Annotated in this window: 1 protein-coding gene; it reads right to left on the minus strand. The window is 43.4% G+C overall.

Annotated features, from left to right (window positions below):
* Positions 1-6 precede the first annotated feature (6 nt).
* Positions 7-23,577, minus strand: a complete 23,571-nt coding sequence (locus ACOQO5_RS09610; protein WP_420581479.1) for a gliding motility-associated C-terminal domain-containing protein — start codon at positions 23,575-23,577, stop codon at positions 7-9.
* Positions 23,578-23,743 lie beyond the last annotated feature (166 nt).

Consider the following 23,743-nt stretch of genomic DNA (forward strand, 5'->3'; position numbering starts at 1 on the left):
TTATAGTTATTTGACCAATTCTAAATATCCTTGATATACATCACCTACATTGCCTTCGCCTTTGTCAAAAATATAGAAATAAGTTCCAGCAGGCAAACCGTCACTACCACCGCCTACTCCAGTATTACGTTTACCTGTAAATACATTTCCACTCACATCATCTTCATAACCAGAAGTTTTGAATACCAACGTACCTGATCTCGTATATATTTTCACGCTATTCTGTGGGAATCTATCTGCACATGAAATTCTAAAGTAGTCATTCTTGCCATCCCCATTGTCAGATACTCCGTTAAAAATCTCAATATCTGTCTCTATCGTGAAGTTTGCTTGATACGAGCAGTCCTGATCATCTATAACTAAAACTTTGTAATCTCCAGGGTTCATTCCACTCATCAATTCGTTTGTGCTTATAATACTTGCCTCGTCAGTAGGATCTATTGGTGAAGTGTCATCAACTCCACTAGCCTCAGCCCAATATTGATTCTCTATACCTGAAGTCACAAACGATGCGAAGGTTAGAGAAGCCTCACCATTGCCGGCATAATTATCAGTGCCAAATTCTAATTCCGAGCATGTTGATTCTGTTGTTTCTACGTTAAACTCAGGATTAACCCTCGCATCAACTACTTCGATAGAGGCTGCATCTGATACACATTCTGATTCCAGATCTGTAGCTCTTACAGAATAGGTGCCCAGATCAAGACCAGCAGCACCAAACGTTGAGCTAATGACTGTACCTCCATTGTCTGTCCATTCGAATGTATATCCAGAAACCGTTCCTGCTGAGTCAATCGCTGCACTCACGGAACCATTTGGAGTGATACAATTGGTTACATCGCTGATCAAGTCAACCAAAGGAGTTGGCACCAATTCAATGTCTGAGTTAATGGTAATTGATTCAGAAATAGAACAACCTGTAAGTCTATCCGTCATTTCAACAGTATATGTCTGTCCTAGTAATTCATGCAAAGTAAGTGTAGAGTCCATAACGGCATCAGCCAAACTTGCTCCATCATGCCAGTAGATAGTATACCTAGAAGCACTTTCTGGCCCAGGGGTTACTGTTGCCTGCCCATCTGCTCTTACATTTTGGAAGTCACATTTAGTCAATGGATGATCTTCCACAATAGTCATCTGCATGTCATCTTTATCAGATTCAATGGTAATAAATGTTGGCTCTGACAAACAACCTCCATCTGTATCTTCTACCATGACAGTATAATCACCATCAACCACGTCATCCGCAAAGTTGCTAGCCATTTGATCAGTAGGATCAAAAGGAGTAGGAGATGAGTCTGTGCCATCTATGAGGTAATATTCAAATACTGCCGTTGGATTCAATGAATTCAATACATTAATTGCCAAAGCACCATTTGGATCCACACAGTTTTCGTTAGGAATTGTAGTGATACTCAAAACCAGAGGGTTATTGGTATCATTAATCATTCCGTATGTTTCAGATGTTGTACAGAGTGTAGTCAAATTCTCAACTTCTACGGTATATGTACCTGCATCCAAGTCTGAATACAATGGGTTAGTACCAGGTCCAGGTACGCCAGAGGCACTTGTCCAGTCGAAACTATAGTCTCCTAAATTAGTAGAACCATCTGCTGTAACAGAAAGGAAACCATTTCCATTGCCAGGAGTTAAATCACAATTGTTTTGTAATTCAAAATCAACTAATGCAACTACTGGGTTTACACTTTGATCTTCCACTATAAATTCAAAGACTTTAGAAGTACAACCAGATATCCCGCTGGTAGCTTCCACATAGTAAGTGTCAGCAGCTAATCCGGTAGCATTTGCTGTGGTTTGGGCTGCCATAGCGGCAGCACCTGTGGCATCATAGGTATTTTGGTACCATGTATAGGTATAGTTCCCTATGGCATCTGGAGAAATATTAGTGATATCAATTGAACCATTAACATTCGCTCCACACATGGTAGTAGGACTAATATTTACATCAGCATTCACATCTACCAATATGTCTACTGGATCGAATGGCAATTCGTAACTGTCAGTCACTGAACAACCTGTAGTTGGATCAGTAACTGTCACTGTATATATACTAGTTGTTGCTTGATCCAGATTAGAAATTGATTGTGTGGTTTCTCCACCAGGCGCCCATAGGTAAGTTGGTGCATTACCCAAAGTAGTTGCGTCTGGAACTACCGTAATTTGACCATTTCCACCTGTACAATATTCATCTGCTTGATCCAACGTGAATGATATTGTGGGTTGAGTGGTGTCATCGTCAATAACGAAGTCAACCACATTTCCTTCACATTGAGTAGCTGTATTAACGAAGTATACTTCATAACTACCTGGCGCTAATTGATCCACGTGCCAATCAGTCACATTGTTGAATACATAGCCTGGATCATCATTCTTTGCAAAGGTGTAAGTGAAATCAGCCAATGCACCACCACTTATCGTGGTTATCTCGAATTCTCCATTATATCCACCTCCAACACAGTTGGTATTAGGATCGTTATTGAATGCTGTTACTGCATATGTCGGAATTGTTTCGGATAGCGTGATGGTTTGATCTACATAACATGTATTATTAGGGCTGGTGCCATCAGTTACTCTTAACGTATATGTACCACCATCTAGTCCAGTGATGGTGCCACTATAGCCTGCTCCGATAGTTCCGGATATTCCACCAATACCTGCTCCTGTTACTTCATTAGTACCTGGAATAGCTGTAGCACCCACATACCATTGGAAATTATAGCTTCCGGCAGGGGCTGTTCCACCCGCTGTGTTTTCAATTACCCAGTCTATCGCTCCATTTCCTTCATTAGCATCTGGGTCACAACTTGAGTCAGTTATATTCTCAGATAAGCTAAGTCCGGGAGCTTCAGATTGGTCTTCAATTTCAAATGCTATTTGGCCAGTATTACATCCGGTGGCTATATGAGTTGCTTTTACATAGTACGTACCTGGAGTCAACGTATTTATCATGGTAGTATTTACTGGTACACCTATATCAGTCAGCGGTCCTTCAGAATACCATGTGAACTCATAGTCATCTACATCTCCTGAAGTAACATCAGCATCAGCAATGGTGATTGTTCCATTTGAGCCACCACAATCTGTTACATGTACAATAGCGGCGTCTATGTTAGCCTCATTAAGTATATGAGTAGCTGGCACGTTAGTAATAGTGAAAGTGGTAGTAGAGAAACAACCGTCATTGTCATCGTCGGCATCGTTGTCGGTCACTAGTACAGTGTACTGTCCGGGCGATAGGTCAGAGATAGTTTCATCATCACCACCGGTGATTACGGCAGATCCCTGATCAGCGTTAGTAAATGCCACGGCTGTGATTTCACTGTCAGTATCGGTCACATCAGTACCTCTAAACCATCTGAACGAGTAGTTGCTTACTGCTGCTCCACCTACGATTTGTACGGTGAGGTCACCGTTACCAGTGTTGGTTCCAGGAGAGACACAATTGGTGTCAGGGTTTTTAGTATTCAACTCAGCGATAGGGTTAACAGAGATGTCATCGATAGTGAAGTCGGTCAAACCACTAGAACATCCAGTGGCATCAATGATTTCTACTTGATAATCACCAGGCTCCAGGTCAGAGACCAATGGGTTAGACCCTACCTGGGTACCGCCATGAGCAGCACCACCTGCTTTGGTGAAGGTGAAGTTAAACCCTGTGGTGTTACCCTGAGGTACACCGTTGATGGCAATATCAAATATTTCGAACGAACCGTTGTATCCACCACCCGCACAGTTGTCGTTAGGGGTGTTGGTGAAATCAGCTCCGTCCGTAGCAATAGAGATGGTAGGCTGCTCTTCGGTTAATTCGAAAGTAGCATCTACAAAACAATTGTCGCTAGTATTTTGCTCATCAATGACTCTAAGTGTATAGAAACCACCGTCAACGCCACTCAATGTACCCGAAGCTACCATAGCTGCAGCGCCTACGGCACCATTGATAGAAGCTCCATTGGATAGGATTGTACCACCGGCTACAGAAGTACCTGCATACCATTGGTAAGAGTAGTTACCCCCATCATCATTAGTAATAGACCAGTCGATGGCTCCATTACCTTCATTGGCGTCAGGATCACAACTTGTATCGATCACATTCAGGGTGAGACTAAGTGTTGGTACTACGGTTTGATCTTCTATTTCAAGTTCGAACAGAGAAGTCATACATCCGTTGTTCGGTGTACTGGCTGTATATTCTGCTTCCACAAAGTAAGTACCAGCCGCCAGGCCAAGGAGTTCATAGTCGTTGGCAGCTGTAGCAATAGGGGTGACCGCATCATCTTCATACCAAGTGAAGTCATAGTCATCTCTATCTCCAGAGGTTACATCAGCATCTTGAATAGTAGCAGAACCAGTTCCACCACAATCTTCCACATGAGCTAAAGTGATACCAGTAATTTCATGAACCTCAGGCACATTAGTAATAGTGAAAGTGGTAGTAGAGAAACAACCGTCATTGTCATCGTCGGCATCGTTGTCGGTCACTAGTACAGTGTACTGTCCGGGCGATAGGTCAGAGATAGTTTCATCATCACCACCGGTGATTACGGCAGATCCCTGATCAGCGTTAGTAAATGCCACGGCTGTGATTTCACTGTCAGTATCGGTCACATCAGTACCTCTAAACCATCTGAACGAGTAGTTGCTTACTGCTGCTCCACCTACGATTTGTACGGTGAGGTCACCGTTACCAGTGTTGGTTCCAGGAGAGACACAATTGGTGTCAGGGTTTTTAGTATTCAACTCAGCGATAGGGTTAACAGAGATGTCATCGATAGTGAAGTCGGTCAAACCACTAGAACATCCAGTGGCATCAATGATTTCTACTTGATAATCACCAGGCTCCAGGTCAGAGACCAATGGGTTAGACCCTACCTGGGTACCGCCATGAGCAGCACCACCTGCTTTGGTGAAGGTGAAGTTAAACCCTGTGGTGTTACCCTGAGGTACACCGTTGATGGCAATATCAAATATTTCGAACGAACCGTTGTATCCACCACCCGCACAGTTGTCGTTAGGGGTGTTGGTGAAATCAGCTCCGTCCGTAGCAATAGAGATGGTAGGCTGCTCTTCGGTTAATTCGAAAGTAGCATCTACAAAACAATTGTCGCTAGTATTTTGCTCATCAATGACTCTAAGTGTATAGAAACCACCGTCAACGCCACTCAATGTACCCGAAGCTACCATAGCTGCAGCGCCTACGGCACCATTGATAGAAGCTCCATTGGATAGGATTGTACCACCGGCTACAGAAGTACCTGCATACCATTGGTAAGAGTAGTTACCCCCATCATCATTAGTAATAGACCAGTCGATGGCTCCATTACCTTCATTGGCGTCAGGATCACAACTTGTATCGATCACATTCAGGGTGAGACTAAGTGTTGGTACTACGGTTTGATCTTCTATTTCAAGTTCGAACAGAGAAGTCATACATCCGTTGTTCGGTGTACTGGCTGTATATTCTGCTTCCACAAAGTAAGTACCAGCCGCCAGGCCAAGGAGTTCATAGTCGTTGGCAGCTGTAGCAATAGGGGTGACCGCATCATCTTCATACCAAGTGAAGTCATAGTCATCTCTATCTCCAGAGGTTACATCAGCATCTTGAATAGTAGCAGAACCAGTTCCACCACAATCTTCCACATGAGCTAAAGTGATACCAGTAATTTCATGAACCTCAGGCACATTAGTAATAGTGAAAGTGGTAGTAGAGAAACAACCGTCATTGTCATCGTCGGCATCGTTGTCGGTCACTAGTACAGTGTACTGTCCGGGCGATAGGTCAGAGATAGTTTCATCATCACCACCGGTGATTACGGCAGATCCCTGATCAGCGTTAGTAAATGCCACGGCTGTGATTTCACTGTCAGTATCGGTCACATCAGTACCTCTAAACCATCTGAACGAGTAGTTGCTTACTGCTGCTCCACCTACGATTTGTACGGTGAGGTCACCGTTACCAGTGTTGGTTCCAGGAGAGACACAATTGGTGTCAGGGTTTTTAGTATTCAACTCAGCGATAGGGTTAACAGAGATGTCATCGATAGTGAAGTCGGTCAAACCACTAGAACATCCAGTGGCATCAATGATTTCTACTTGATAATCACCAGGCTCCAGGTCAGAGACCAATGGGTTAGACCCTACCTGGGTACCGCCATGAGCAGCACCACCTGCTTTGGTGAAGGTGAAGTTAAACCCTGTGGTGTTACCCTGAGGTACACCGTTGATGGCAATATCAAATATTTCGAACGAACCGTTGTATCCACCACCCGCACAGTTGTCGTTAGGGGTGTTGGTGAAATCAGCTCCGTCCGTAGCAATAGAGATGGTAGGCTGCTCTTCGGTTAATTCGAAAGTAGCATCTACAAAACAATTGTCGCTAGTATTTTGCTCATCAATGACTCTAAGTGTATAGAAACCACCGTCAACGCCACTCAATGTACCCGAAGCTACCATAGCTGCAGCGCCTACGGCACCATTGATAGAAGCTCCATTGGATAGGATTGTACCACCGGCTACAGAAGTACCTGCATACCATTGGTAAGAGTAGTTACCCCCATCATCATTAGTAATAGACCAGTCGATGGCTCCATTACCTTCATTGGCGTCAGGATCACAACTTGTATCGATCACATTCAGGGTGAGACTAAGTGTTGGTACTACGGTTTGATCTTCTATTTCAAGTTCGAACAGAGAAGTCATACATCCGTTGTTCGGTGTACTGGCTGTATATTCTGCTTCCACAAAGTAAGTACCAGCCGCCAGGCCAAGGAGTTCATAGTCGTTGGCAGCTGTAGCAATAGGGGTGACCGCATCATCTTCATACCAAGTGAAGTCATAGTCATCTCTATCTCCAGAGGTTACATCAGCATCTTGAATAGTAGCAGAACCAGTTCCACCACAATCTTCCACATGAGCTAAAGTGATACCAGTAATTTCATGAACCTCAGGCACATTAGTAATAGTGAAAGTGGTAGTAGAGAAACAACCGTCATTGTCATCGTCGGCATCGTTGTCGGTCACTAGTACAGTGTACTGTCCGGGCGATAGGTCAGAGATAGTTTCATCATCACCACCGGTGATTACGGCAGATCCCTGATCAGCGTTAGTAAATGCCACGGCTGTGATTTCACTGTCAGTATCGGTCACATCAGTACCTCTAAACCATCTGAAGGAGTAGTTGCTTACTGCTGCTCCACCTACGATTTGTACGGTGAGGTCACCGTTACCAGTGTTGGTTCCAGGAGAGACACAATTGGTGTCAGGGTTTTTAGTATTCAACTCAGCGATAGGGTTAACAGAGATGTCATCGATAGTGAAGTCGGTCAAACCACTAGAACATCCAGTGGCATCAATGATTTCTACTTGATAATCACCAGGCTCCAGGTCAGAGACCAATGGGTTAGACCCTACCTGGGTACCGCCATGAGCAGCACCACCTGCTTTGGTGAAGGTGAAGTTAAACCCTGTGGTGTTACCCTGAGGTACACCGTTGATGGCAATATCAAATATTTCGAACGAACCGTTGTATCCACCACCCGCACAGTTGTCGTTAGGGGTGTTGGTGAAATCAGCTCCGTCCGTAGCAATAGAGATGGTAGGCTGCTCTTCGGTTAATTCGAAAGTAGCATCTACAAAACAATTGTCGCTAGTATTTTGCTCATCAATGACTCTAAGTGTATAGAAACCACCGTCAACGCCACTCAATGTACCCGAAGCTACCATAGCTGCAGCGCCTACGGCACCATTGATAGAAGCTCCATTGGATAGGATTGTACCACCGGCTACAGAAGTACCTGCATACCATTGGTAAGAGTAGTTACCCCCATCATCATTAGTAATAGACCAGTCGATGGCTCCATTACCTTCATTGGCGTCAGGATCACAACTTGTATCGATCACATTCAGGGTGAGACTAAGTGTTGGTACTACGGTTTGATCTTCTATTTCAAGTTCGAACAGAGAAGTCATACATCCGTTGTTCGGTGTACTGGCTGTATATTCTGCTTCCACAAAGTAAGTACCAGCCGCCAGGCCAAGGAGTTCATAGTCGTTGGCAGCTGTAGCAATAGGGGTGACCGCATCATCTTCATACCAAGTGAAGTCATAGTCATCTCTATCTCCAGAGGTTACATCAGCATCTTGAATAGTAGCAGAACCAGTTCCACCACAATCTTCCACATGAGCTAAAGTGATACCAGTAATTTCATGAACCTCAGGCACATTAGTAATAGTGAAAGTGGTAGTAGAGAAACAACCGTCATTGTCATCGTCGGCATCGTTGTCGGTCACTAGTACAGTGTACTGTCCGGGCGATAGGTCAGAGATAGTTTCATCATCACCACCGGTGATTACGGCAGATCCCTGATCAGCGTTAGTAAATGCCACGGCTGTGATTTCACTGTCAGTATCGGTCACATCAGTACCTCTAAACCATCTGAAGGAGTAGTTGCTTACTGCTGCTCCACCTACGATTTGTACGGTGAGGTCACCGTTACCAGTGTTGGTTCCAGGAGAGACACAATTGGTGTCAGGGTTTTTAGTATTCAACTCAGCGATAGGGTCGACAGAGATGTCATCAATAGTAAAGTCTGTGGTTGTACTTGAACAACCAGTCGCATCTGTAATAATCACCTCATAATCCCCCGGTTCTAAGTCTATGATTAAGGGGTTAGTGCCAACTTGTGTTCCACCGTGTGCTCCTCCTGACTTAGTGAAACTAAAATCAAAGCCTGCTGTACCACCAGTAGGAGTGCCATTTACAGCTACATTAGTGATTTGGAACTGACCGTTGTATCCACCTCCTGAACAGTTGTCATTAGGAGTGTTGCTTGACCCTGCTGCTGCAATAGTGATGGTTGGAATATCTTCATCCAATTCAAATGTAGCATCTACAAAACAGTTGTCACTAGTATTTTGCTCATCAATGACTCTAAGTGTATAGAAACCACCATCAACGCCACTCAAAGTACCCGAAGAAACCATAGCTGCAGCGCCTACGGCACCATTGATAGAAACCCCATTGGATAGGATAGTACCACCGGCTACAGAAGTACCTGCATACCATTGGTAAGAATAGTTACCCCCATCATCATTAGTGATAGACCAGTCAATAGCTCCATTACCTTCATTGGCATCAGGGTCACAGCTTGTATCAATCACATTCAGGGTGAGACTAAGTGTTGGCACTACGGTTTGGTCTTCTATTTCAAATTCCACCATTGGTGTGTTGCAACCAAACAAAACGTGTTCCGCTTCCACAAAGTAAGTTCCTGCAGCCAAGCCAAGGAGTTCATAGTCGTTGGCAGCTGTAGCAATGGGAGTGACCGCATCATCTTCATACCAAGTGAAGTCGTAGTCATCTCTATCTCCAGAGGTTACGTCAGCATCTTCCACGACAGCTGAGCCAGTTGCACCGCAGTCTTCAATATGTGTTAATGAAGTCAATGCATCAATAGTGTGTTCCTGAGGATCAGTATTGATTGTATATGTTCCTTCTACAGTACACCCTGTGTAAACATAGGGATCTGGCACGGTTCCACTTCCACCAACGATTCGGTGAATTTTTACAATATAGTCGCCAGGTCCAAGATTAGATATGGTGGAAGTAGTCTCATCCTGTTCTACTAATAATTCATCACCCGGATAAGTTTCGGCTCCAACAACAAACCATCTAAATTCAAAATCTGCAGGTTCATCAAATGGAACATAATTATCTTCAGCGTCTTTCTTAGCAACCACAGTTATTTCACCATCGCCTGGGTCTCCATCGCACACCGTATTATCGGTAATTGTGAATCCATCAATAAAAGGTGTATATGCTCGTTGATCAATGGTTTCAACTGCACTAGCGGAGAAACATCTGTCGTTATTCCCAGGAGCAAAGGCTGGACCACTAATTTGTCTTGCAACGGCTGTATAGTCTCCTGCAGGTAACCCTGTAAATTGAACCACGTCTCCTGGTTGATTGTCGGCAGGTGCTCTGCCAGAGGATAAATTGATTAAAGGATAGGTAATTCCATCAACCATGTAAGTAGCCAATGGATCGGCTGGAACACCATCACCAGCATATAGATAGATGTCATATTCTGAAATGTCATCAAAATTACCATCGGTATATCCAGAAGTGAGTATATCAATGTCTGCTGTTGCACCAGTTAATTGTCCTGTAATGGCATCTGTATCAGCAAATGAAGCAGGTGAAGATGTGGTAGAAATTCTCATCGAAACCCCATCAGTGTTGTTACTTATGGTACCTGTAGCACCACTTGGTACTGCAACTACAGTTTCGCCATCATCAAAACTGAATCCATTGGTAGCTGTATAGGTAATAAAAATACTTTCAGAAATTCCTACTTCTGCGCTGCCATCATCGGGACATTCTTCAACATGCTCTACGGCGATGGTAGTAGTTGCCTGTTGGCCAACAAAAGGTAAATCATAGACAACTTGATATCTACATTGAGTAGAACCAGTATAATCAATAATTAAAGAATATAAACCTGATTCCAAACCAGTTAAAGTAGTTGTTCCTGTTCCACCATTAGTATTGTATCCTGCAGGGTTGATAGGAGAGATACCATCTGCGGCATTTTGAGCTTCATCAGTATAGTCATCTGATCCTTCCCACCATTCAAAAGTAATGTTGGCATCAGCTCCAAGTGAAGCATCAATAGTGCCTGTGGAAGAGGCACAATCAGTAGGCAAAATGCCGTATGCAATTGTAACTGCAGGTGCTGCTGGAGTTAAGTCATCAATATATTGTGTAAATGGATCACTTTTACACCCAGAAGATGTCTCAGTAGCTATTACAGTATAATATCCGGAAGCTTGACCCGTTAGTACTGGATTTGCACTATTGGCTTGAATTACAGTTCCAAACTCATCTTGGCCTTCATAGAATTCATAAGTATAACTAGGTGTGAAGTTTATAGGAGCACCACCTCCATCGGAATAAGTAAGTCCTATGGCCGTTACTTCAACTTCACCGTCAGGTGTACAATCGGTTTGATCTTGATTAACATCATAAGTCAAACTCATTATTGGTGTAGCTCTTCTAATTACGACTTGCTCCGTAGTAAAACATCCTAAGTTGTCATGTGTAACTTTAACCGTATATGTACCATCAGGTAAGTTACTGATGATATGATCATTGGTGTTAGGACTTGCATCTTGAGTAGCCGATGCCCCAGCAATGGCACCTGGTAAAAGGTTTGCAAGCAAAGTGTTGGTACCCGTAAACCATTCAATTGTGAAGCCAGTATTATCAGTTACAGGAGAGCCATCATAAGTAGTAATATTGGCAGTTACTTGTCCTGTTGGTGTGGCCAAATTACAACTAAAATCATCCTGTGTTACAGAAACAGTCGGAACTATAGCAATTAGGTTTTCAGTCAATTCGATAGTGACAGGAGCAGAGGTACATCCAGTCGTATTGTTGATCGCTTCGACGGTATAGAATCCAGCACTCAAGTTAGATATGGTACTGGTAGTAGAACCAGTTACATCAATGGTAGAGACTGGAGTTTCACCTTTTTGCGTGTAGATGTCATCGGCATCATCGATAACATTTACCGGATCATTAGAAGCCCCGAAGTACCATACATAGTTAAAGTCAGCGACTGGATCATTGTCTGCACCGGCTACCACATCGAGTAATTGGATGACTCCGTTAGGGTCGGTAGGGCCACCACTACAAGAAGTTACTTCAGTAAGTAGTACATCAGTACCAGCCGGTCCTGTGCTGGCATCCGTGATTACCGGTGTAGTGATTACTTCTCCGATAATGAATTCGTAGGTATTGCTACATCCAGTCACCAAACTGGTGGCCTGCGCGGTATAAGTACCTTTTGGTAGGTTGTCGATGTTGGCTGTGGTTGTACCCGCATCATTGGAAACGACTACCTGATCGTAATCAGCTTCGGCGGCACGTGGATTGATATCGATCTGATTGGCTGCATCTGTGTTAGCCCCTACAAAGAAGGTGAAGTTGAAAGTATCTCCACCGCTAGCCGCAGTAATATCAATGTTACCGTTGAAGTTGTCGTCACAATTAGTCTGATTGTTGTTGTTGGCCTCACCCATAGTGATGGTGGCCAGACTCTCAGTCAACTCAATGGTGACAGGATCAGAGACACATCCAGTAGTTGTATTGGTAGCTTCTACGGTGTAGAATCCAGCACTTAAATTTTGGATATGGTTAGAAGCAGATCCTATGATATCAATAGTAGAAACCGGAGTTTCCCCTTTTTGTGTGTAGATATCATCATTGTCGTCCAGAGTATTTGCTGGATCATTAGAAGATCCAAAGTACCAGGTGTAAGTAAACTGAGTAGCAGGATTGTTTTCAGCACCAGCCACTACATCAAGCAACTGAATGGCTCCATTAGGGTCAGTAGGGCCACCGCTACAAGAAGTTACTTCAGTGAGTAGTACATCAGTACCAGCAGGCCCTGTATCCGCATCGGTGATAACAGTAGTGGTGAATGTTTCACCAATAACGAACTGATAAGTTTCACTACATCCAGTGACATTGCTTACCGCCATAGCAGTATAAGTACCTTTTGGTAGGTTGTCAATGTTGGCCGTGGTAGTACCCGCATCATTGGTCACCGCCACCTGATCGTAATCCGCTTCTGCATTACGAGGAGCGATATCGATTTGATTAGACACATCGGTATTGGCACCCACAAAGAAGGTGAAGTCGAAGGTATCCCCACCGCTGGCCGCCGTAATGTCAATATTACCATTGAAGTTGTCATTACAGTTGGACTGGTCGTTGTTGTTGAGCTCACCCATGGTGATGGTGGCTAGGTTTTCAGTCAATTCGATAGTGACAGGAGCAGAGGTACATCCAGTCGTATTGTTGATCGCTTCGACGGTATAGAATCCAGCACTCAAGTTAGATATGGTACTGGTAGTAGAACCTGTTACATCAATGGTAGAGACTGGAGTTTCACCTTTTTGCGTGTAGATGTCATCGGCATCATCGATAACATTTGCCGGATCATTAGAAGCCCCGAAGTACCATACATAGTTAAAGTCAGCGACTGGATCATTGTCTGCACCGGCTACCACATCGAGCAATTGGATGACTCCGTTAGGGTCGGTAGGGCCACCACTACAAGAAGTTACTTCAGTAAGTAGTACATCAGTACCAGCCGGTCCTGTGCTGGCATCCGTGATTACCGGTGTAGTGATTACTTCTCCGATAATGAATTCGTAGGTATTGCTACATCCAGTCACCAAACTGGTGGCCTGCGCGGTATAAGTACCTTTTGGTAGGTTGTCGATGTTGGCTGTGGTTGTACCCGCATCATTGGAAACGACTACCTGATCGTAATCAGCTTCAGCGGCACGCGGATTGATATCGATCTGATTGGCTGCATCTGTGTTAGCGCCTACAAAGAAGGTGAAGTTGAAAGTATCTCCACCGCTAGCCGCAGTAATATCAATGTTACCGTTGAAGTTGTCGTCACAATTAGTCTGATTGTTGTTGTTGGCCTCACCCATAGTGATGGTGGCCAGACTCTCAGTCAACTCAATGGTGACAGGATCAGAGACACATCCAGTAGTAGTGTTGGTAGCTTCTACGGTGTAGAATCCAGCACTTAAATTTTGGATATGGTTAGAAGCAGATCCTATGATATCAATAGTAGAAACCGGAGTTTCCCCTTTTTGTGTGTAGATATCATCATTGTCGTCCAGAGTATTTGCTGGATCATTAGAAGATCCAAAGTACCAGGTGTAAGTAAACTGAGTAGCAGGATTGTTTTCAGCACCAGCCACTACATCAAGCAACTGAATGGCTCCATTAGGGTCAGTAGGGCCACCGCTACAAGAAGTTACTTCAGTGAGTAGTACATCAGTACCAGCAGGCCCTGTATCCGCATCGGTGATAACAGTAGTGGTGAATGTTTCACCAATAACGAACTGATAAGTTTCACTACATCCAGTGACATTGCTTACCGCCATAGCAGTATAAGTACCTTTTGGTAGGTTGTCAATGTTGGCCGTGGTAGTACCCGCATCATTGGTCACCGCCACCTGATCGTAATCCGCTTCTGCATTACGAGGAGCGATATCGATTTGATTAGATACATCGGTATTGGCGCCTACAAAGAAAGTGAAGTCGAAAGTGTCCCCACCGCTGGCCGCCGTAATGTCAATATTACCATTGAAGTTGTCATTACAGTTGGACTGGTCGGTATTGTTGAGCTCACCCATGGTGATGGTGGCTAGGTTTTCAGTCAATTCGATAGTGACAGGAGCAGAGGTACATCCAGTCGTATTGTTGATCGCTTCAACGGTATAGAATCCAGCACTCAAGTTAGATATGGTACTGGTAGTAGAACCTGTTACATCAATGGTAGAGACTGGAGTTTCACCTTTTTGCGTGTAGATGTCATCGGCATCATCGATAACATTTGCCGGATCATTAGAAGCCCCGAAGTACCATACATAGTTAAAGTCAGCGACTGGATCATTGTCTGCACCGGCTACCACATCGAGCAATTGGATGACTCCGTTAGGGTCGGTAGGACCACCACTACAAGAAGTTACTTCAGTAAGTAGTACATCAGTACCAGCCGGTCCTGTGCTGGCATCAGTGATTACCGGTGTAGTGATTACTTCTCCGATAATGAATTCGTAGGTATTGCTACATCCAGTCACCAAACTGGTGGCCTGCGCGGTATAAGTACCTTTTGGTAGGTTGTCGATGTTGGCTGTGGTTGTACCCGCATCATTGGAAACGACTACCTGATCGTAATCAGCTTCGGCGGCACGTGGATTGATATCGATCTGATTGGCTGCATCTGTGTTAGCCCCTACAAAGAAGGTGAAGTTGAAAGTATCTCCACCGCTAGCCGCAGTAATATCAATGTTACCGTTGAAGTTGTCGTCACAATTAGTCTGATTGTTGTTGTTGGCCTCACCCATAGTGATGGTGGCCAGACTCTCAGTCAACTCAATGGTGACAGGATCAGAGACACATCCAGTAGTAGTGTTGGTAGCTTCTACGGTGTAGAATCCAGCACTTAAATTTTGGATATGGTTAGAAGCAGATCCTATGATATCAATAGTAGAAACCGGAGTTTCCCCTTTTTGTGTGTAGATATCATCATTGTCGTCCAGAGTATTTGCTGGATCATTAGAAGATCCAAAGTACCAGGTGTAAGTAAACTGAGTAGCAGGATTGTTTTCAGCACCAGCCACTACATCAAGCAACTGAATGGCTCCATTAGGGTCAGTAGGGCCACCGCTACAAGAAGTTACTTCAGTGAGTAGTACATCAGTACCAGCAGGCCCTGTATCCGCATCGGTGATAACAGTAGTGGTGAATGTTTCACCAATAACGAACTGATAAGTTTCACTACATCCAGTGACATTGCTTACCGCCATAGCAGTATAAGTACCTTTTGGTAGGTTGTCAATGTTGGCCGTGGTAGTACCCGCATCATTGGTCACCGCCACCTGATCGTAATCCGCTTCTGCATTACGAGGAGCGATATCGATTTGATTAGACACATCGGTATTGGCACCCACAAAGAAGGTGAAGTCGAAGGTATCCCCACCGCTGGCCGCCGTAATGTCAATATTACCATTGAAGTTGTCATTACAGTTGGACTGGTCGTTGTTGTTGAGCTCACCCATGGTGATGGTGGCTAGGTTTTCAGTCAATTCGATAGTGACAGGAGCAGAGGTACATCCAGTCGTATTGTTGATCGCTTCGACGGTATAGAATCCAGCACTCAAGTTAGATATGGTACTGGTAGTAGAACCTGTTACATCAATGGTAGAGACTGGAGTTTCACCTTTTTGCGTGTAGATGTCATCGGCATCATCGATAACATTTGCCGGATCATTAGAAGCCCCGAAGTACCATACATAGTTAAAGTCAGCGACTGGATCATTGTCTGCACCGGCTACCACATCGAGCAATTGGATGACTCCGTTAGGGTCGGTAGGGCCACCACTACAAGAAGTTACTTCAGTAAGTAGTACATCAGTACCAGCCGGTCCTGTGCTGGCATCCGTGATTACCGGTGTAGTGATTACTTCTCCGATAATGAATTCGTAGGTATTGCTACATCCAGTCACCAAACTGGTGGCCTGCGCGGTATAAGTACCTTTTGGTAGGTTGTCGATGTTGGCTGTGGTTGTACCCGCATCATTGGAAACGACTACCTGATCGTAATCAGCTTCAGCGGCACGCGGATTGATATCGATCTGATTGGCTGCATCTGTGTTAGCGCCTACAAAGAAGGTGAAGTTGAAAGTATCTCCACCGCTAGCCGCAGTAATATCAATGTTACCGTTGAAGTTGTCGTCACAATTAGTCTGATTGTTGTTGTTGGCCTCACCCATAGTGATGGTGGCCAGACTCTCAGTCAACTCAATGGTGACAGGATCAGAGACACATCCAGTAGTAGTGTTGGTAGCTTCTACGGTGTAGAATCCAGCACTTAAATTTTGGATATGGTTAGAAGCAGATCCTATGATATCAATAGTAGAAACCGGAGTTTCCCCTTTTTGTGTGTAGATATCATCATTGTCGTCCAGAGTATTTGCTGGATCATTAGAAGATCCAAAGTACCAGGTGTAAGTAAACTGAGTAGCAGGATTGTTTTCAGCACCAGCCACTACATCAAGCAACTGAATGGCTCCATTAGGGTCAGTAGGGCCACCGCTACAAGAAGTTACTTCAGTGAGTAGTACATCAGTACCAGCAGGCCCTGTATCCGCATCGGTGATAACAGTAGTGGTGAATGTTTCACCAATAACGAACTGATAAGTTTCACTACATCCAGTGACATTGCTTACCGCCATAGCAGTATAAGTACCTTTTGGTAGGTTGTCAATGTTGGCCGTGGTAGTACCCGCATCATTGGTCACCGCCACCTGATCGTAATCCGCTTCTGCATTACGAGGAGCGATATCGATTTGATTAGATACATCGGTATTGGCGCCTACAAAGAAAGTGAAGTCGAAAGTGTCCCCACCGCTGGCCGCCGTAATGTCAATATTACCATTGAAGTTGTCATTACAGTTGGACTGGTCGGTATTGTTGAGCTCACCCATGGTGATGGTGGCTAGGTTTTCAGTCAATTCGATAGTGACAGGAGCAGAGGTACATCCAGTCGTATTGTTGATCGCTTCAACGGTATAGAATCCAGCACTCAAGTTAGATATGGTACTGGTAGTAGAACCTGTTACATCAATGGTAGAGACTGGAGTTTCACCTTTTTGCGTGTAGATGTCATCGGCATCATCGATAACATTTGCCGGATCATTAGAAGCCCCGAAGTACCATACATAGTTAAAGTCAGCGACTGGATCATTGTCTGCACCGGCTACCACATCGAGCAATTGGATGACTCCGTTAGGGTCGGTAGGACCACCACTACAAGAAGTTACTTCAGTAAGTAGTACATCAGTACCAGCCGGTCCTGTGCTGGCATCAGTGATTACCGGTGTAGTGATTACTTCTCCGATAATGAATTCGTAGGTATTGCTACATCCAGTCACCAAACTGGTGGCCTGCGCGGTATAAGTACCTTTTGGTAGGTTGTCGATGTTGGCTGTGGTTGTACCCGCATCATTGGAAACGACTACCTGATCGTAATCAGCTTCGGCGGCACGTGGATTGATATCGATCTGATTGGCTGCATCTGTGTTAGCCCCTACAAAGAAGGTGAAGTTGAAAGTATCTCCACCGCTAGCCGCAGTAATATCAATGTTACCGTTGAAGTTGTCGTCACAATTAGTCTGATTGTTGTTGTTGGCCTCACCCATAGTGATGGTGGCCAGACTCTCAGTCAACTCAATGGTGACAGGATCAGAGACACATCCAGTAGTAGTGTTGGTAGCTTCTACGGTGTAGAATCCAGTATTTAGGCCAACAATATGATTGGTAGCAGGATCTCCAGTGAATGAAATATTGACTGCAGTTGCAGCTTCTCCTTTTAGCGTCCCAATATTATCGCCATTGGAAATAATATTCGCTGGATCGTTAGAAGAACCGAAATACCAGACGTATGAAAAATCATCTGAAGCATTAGTGAATCCACCGTCAGTGACATCTGTCAATTCAATTTGTCCTTCCGGATAGTTAATTCCGCCTGGACAAGATTCTACCTCTGTGATTACAACATCGCCTACATCTGAATCATCTATGACAGGAGTTGTTGGGTTATTTCCTAAAGTAATTGTGGCCGTATTGGCGCAACCATCAGCATTGGTGATTCTGACTGTGTATTCGTTGTTGCTAACGGGAGCATTCAATCCATCAACTATGTGGTTGGCTCCTCCAGAGAATGCAGGTAGAGAGTTGTTTCCGGGATCTATGGCATCTACTAACTGAGTTCCTGTATCATCCGCACCTAAGAACCACTCAACAGTATATCCAATAGGATCAATTGCTCCAGCACCTTCATTCACTAAGGCTTTTATGGATCCATTTCCAACACCATTACAAATGGTGTTTTCTGCTTCTTCCGTCAGAATAATTGTTGGGAAGTTGCCAGAGGGGTCATCAATTACATCACTATTCTGAAATCCTGTGGTACAGCCTGTTACTTTATGTGTAGCTCTTACTTTAAAAGTTCCGGCTGACAAATTATCCAATAGGTTGGCGGTTCCATCAACAGCTCCATCTATATCAGTTTTAATAGGGTTATCAGCATTGTCCGTCCAAGACCAATAAAAATCCTCTTTAGATTCCCCAAATACATTGGCAATGATTTGTCCATTCGCACCTCCGCTACATGATGTATTGTTGTTGACAATAAAAGTTGAGAATGCTGGAACATCTGAATCATCTAATATTGTTACGTCGGTAAATGATCGACATTCATTATCTCTACTTATTACAACCACTCGATAGGTGTCATCTTCTAGATCTGTAAAAGTATAGTCTCCATCAGGATCTACAAATGGTCCAGAATATGGAGCTACAGTAGTATCTGTTCCTGCATATATCTCATAGCGGTATCCATTCGTTGGATCACCACTTTCGGTGGTAGCAGTAATTCGTTGCGTTCCGTTTCCATCAACACAATATTCATCAGCCGTTTTTAGCTGTCTTACCAATATTGGTTCTTGCTCATTTAAGTTGATGATAATAGGAATGTCATCTGTTGGACATCCTGTAATGTTGTTTACGATAGAAAGTGTATAGGTGCCTTCTACCAAATTTTCAAACACTCCAGTAGTATTTTCAAAATCCGGATCACCTGAAGAATTGCTACCAGCAAATAACTGGAAGTAATATGGCGCCACTTCAAATACAACGCCATCGATGAAATTACCAACTGTATTATTGCCTGAAGCAGTGCTTACTGCTTCAAAAGAGAATCTGGTAATCGTTTGTCCATCTGGAATTGTGTATTCTCCTGAATACTCTTGCCATGCACTGTTACCTGTACTAGCTGTTAATATCGTTGTTGGGCTACCTGCAGCAGGGTCATCAATTTTTAAGTCCATAACATCTACTCCGCTTCGTCCTCTATGCGCAAACGACCAGACCATTCTTACACCAGGTTTGGTTACTACGTCAAAATAGAAAGCACCGCTTCCGTCTGAATTGATTTCTGCAAATTGTTCACCTTCATAGGCAGGAACGCCTTGAAAGCCATTGTCCCAATATTCTAAATTACCAGACCCATTGGTAGTTGACCAGCCCAAGGCATCTGCTTGATCCAAAAGCGTCCAACTTCCTCCCTTGTTATATGGTGGATTTGAAATGTTTGGCACCTCAAAACTACCGTTAACAACTGCTTCAAATTCATCCGTGTCTACGGCAGCCATGTTGACACCAGACGCGTCTACAGTACCATCTGCTTGGCCCATTCCGTTACACGCAGTGACATCCAGTACAGAGATTTCATTAAATGGTGGAGTAGTAGGGTTAGTTATGTTGTCAACAATTGTGAAATAAGCTCGCCCAACACATCCTGTGGATGTTTCTTCAGCAGTAACCAAATAATTACCTGCAGATAATAATTGAGCAACTTCTCCTTGTGTTCCACTAGTGGTTAATATTTGATTCGCAGGAATAGTATTAGAACCGGTGTAGTAAGTGAAAGTAAAATCAGTCAAAATACCACCATTAATTTCCGCGCTAGCACTACCATTTCCATTGTCCGTACAAGAGCTATTATCACCAAGTGTCATTACAATGTCAGGAGAAGCGGAATTATCTTCTACTTGAATTGTCAATGATCCAGAGAAACATTTTGTCGTGTTGTCTTGAACTTCTACAGTATAAAAACCAGCTTCGAGGTTATCGTAAGTTGCTCCTGAAGTACCTGATTCTGTGAAATCTGGGGTGGCTTTTACCTCAGATCCATTATACCAATTAAAAGTATAATCTGAATCAGGCCCATCCGAATTTACAGTAATAGAGCCACTTTCAAAATCAATACAGTCTGTGACATGAGCTACATTATTTTCAAAAATATTTGGAGTCGTTTGATTGGTATCTACTGTCTCCGATAAGGTCGATTCACAACCAGAGGCTTCATTTGTAACTACCACAGAATAAGTCCTAGCTTCAAGATTGATGGCAGTAGGACCTACCGCTACGACGGTTGTAAAATCATTACCAATGTACCAAGCAAAATCATAACCAGCAGTTACCTGAGAGCCGCCTTCAATAGCATAAGCATCTAGAATACCATTTGGCGTACCACAATCAGTGAGATTTTGAGTTTTAGTAATACCTACTACTGGAAGTTCTTCCACTCTGTTGATTGTAATATCTTCTACATTGGAAGTACATGAATTGCTTTGAGAACTTCCCACCACTTGATAGTTTCCTTCTGGAAGTGCTGTATATCTATTGCCAGTAAATATGGTGTCATTGAAGTTGTTATTTTGAAACCAGTGGAAATCAAAGCCTGCTGTAATTTCCCCAGTTTGAGCATCTTTCACCCCCTCGACAATGGCGTTGTCGATATAATAAAACTCGTCATTTGAATTGTTTTTTACTCTAGCTAGAAATCTGATTTGATTACCAGTAATTCCGCTCGCAGTAGCTGTATAAGTTCCAAAATTACCTTTGAACTTAGTAGAATTCATTTGGTTGAGACTTCCACCATCAACCTGATAATAGAGTTTTAGGTAATCATTGCCTTTATCACATTTGGCACTTGATCGAATATCTACAGATACATTAGCAGACTCATAAGATGAAAAGGTGACATATTCAGACACCCACTCGGCTTCACCATCTACATCGGCAAAAAATAGTTCGTTTGTAGAACCAGTAAACGAAACATCTAGATTGTCCGCATCGGTGGGAGAGTTGGTAAATTCCCAAGCAGTACTTCCATTGTCAACTCCAGTTCCAACGGCCAAATCTTCAAAATCCTCTTTCCAAAGTTGGTCTACGGTTTCAGAAATCGTTCCAAAATAGAAAACCCGGGCATCTCCATTGTCTGGTTTCGTCGGGTCACACTTTATATTGTGACTCACAATCTCGTGTTGTAAATCAAATGGATCAGCTACTACTCCTGTAAATGTTAAGTTATTGGTGTCATCGCATTCAGGTACTGGTCGGATGAAATTAGTGACAGGAGGGTTTTGAGATCCATCATCATTAACAGAAACATATAGGTCAAAGTCTCCACCACTGCCCTCAACAAAAGTGTTGATATCCATCGTTTCATTAACAGCCAAATCTTGTAAAGTAGCTGAAACAGTATTCAATTTTGTTGATGTAGCCTCATCTGGAGATCCATTATAGAAGGTGACTGGTACTGAGCCCGTCAGTTCGATATCTCCAGTGTTTTCTATTGTTACCGTAATATCGAAGCTACCTTCTGGACATTGAGCAGCACCCACACCACTAACTTGCACCAATTGAATATCTGGTGAAACGTAAGAAGGACACCCTGTTTCATTTAAGTAAGGTGCCTGATTAAGAAATGCGTTTAATGGTCTGTTAGGTCCAGTGGTACAGACATTTGTTGAAAATATCTTTCCCGGATCTTGCATATTTGTTGGGATAGTTAGGTCATCATTGATGTTGACATTGTTGTATCCATGCTGATTCCAGATGGGTCTGGAAGGTTGCCAGTTTTCTCCTCCATCTGCTTCGAACACTCTGATTTGCGCGTAGCGCCCATTACTATACGGCGTAAAAGGCGTATTGTCATCTGTAGAACAAGACACACATATTTCACTTGCACCATCTCCATCCACATCCGCAACTACCGGGTATTCTTCGAAGGTTCTCGACGTACACTTAATTTGTTTGAGAGAAGTACCTGTAGTTCCGTCAATAATGTGAACGTATTTTTCTCCTCGATAGATGACTTCAGCCGCCTTGTCGTCATTAAAGTCAAAAACGGTACATCCTGTAAAACCAGAAGAGCCTTCATTAATATCTTTATAACCGACGCCACTTCCTTCGAACCAAGTAGACAGTGGTAATAAATTTTCGTCAAGCGCATATAATCTTTGTTTGGACACGAATGTACAGTTCAATTGCCCGTCACCATCAATATCTGCAATGTTGATTCTACCAGTTCCAGCGGAGTGATTTTGAGGAACTACATAGCTAATGACATTAAAATTTTCTACATCCCAGAAGAATACAGCAGTCTTTATTGATCCGTTGACATATTGACCCGCACTATATAAAACATCCATGGTGCCATCCTGGTTGTAATCCGCAACACTGGCCGTGTTGAAATTCCATCCCCATCCGTTCTTGATAGCGAATTGCGACCCGGCTGGAAGAATGTCATTGATATTTCTTTCGGCTGTTCTTGTTTGAGTGTCAATGTCTACTGAATAGATCACTCCAGCAGCTACTATTTCCAACCCTTCGCAATTGGCACAATCTGCATCATCTAAAATATCTATCGCAACAGTACCATGTAGTTCATCATCCTGGAAATCACCTGTTCCTGCAATGATAACAGACCCATCATGCGCGTTTCTAATTTCATTACCATGTAAAAGTTCAACGACTCCGTCACCATTAAAATCGGCAAGAGAAATAAGACTGACTTTTGCGCCTGTATTTGTATTGACAGACCAAACCTCGTTAAGTTCACAATCATACATTCTAAGATTGTTGTTTTTGAAACCTCTTACAAAAACTTCTGCACAATCGTCATCATCCAGGTTTGCAATAGCTACAGTCTTTGCTATATCAAATCCAACATTTAATGGACCATGTTCAGTATTTCCTGTGGCTCCATCGAGTATGGTTACAGTATTGTCTTGTCTGTTGGTAGAAACAACTTCCGGTATTCCATCGCCATCTATATCTCCAATGGCTGGAGTTACAGAGTTGAAAGCTGTCCGATCCGCGGATGCCCATTGAAGTTTGATTTGGAATACTGGGTTTTGTGTGGCAGGGTCGTCACATACGACTGAGTTACCGAAATAAAAATCAGAACACGAAGCATCTCCTGAACATGCACTGTCATAACAATCCACAAACCCATTGTTATCGTTATCTATGCCATCATCACAAATCTCTTGAGCTAAGAGTATATTGGGAATAATACATAGGATAAGGATAAAAATCTTTCTATAGCTATTCATACGATTGAAAAAAAGTTCTACTTTTTAATGCCCCTGTTAATACAAAAGTAACCAATAGGCATTTATGCTGTTTTGGTTTCATTTTAGGGTTCAACATGGCCAATTTTGCTTTAAAGGTATATTAATTAAAATATCGTGTACTATTTTTATAAAAAATGTCACTTAA

The sequence above is a fragment of the Reichenbachiella sp. genome (assembly GCF_965223055.1).
Lineage (GTDB): Bacteria > Bacteroidota > Bacteroidia > Cytophagales > Cyclobacteriaceae > Reichenbachiella.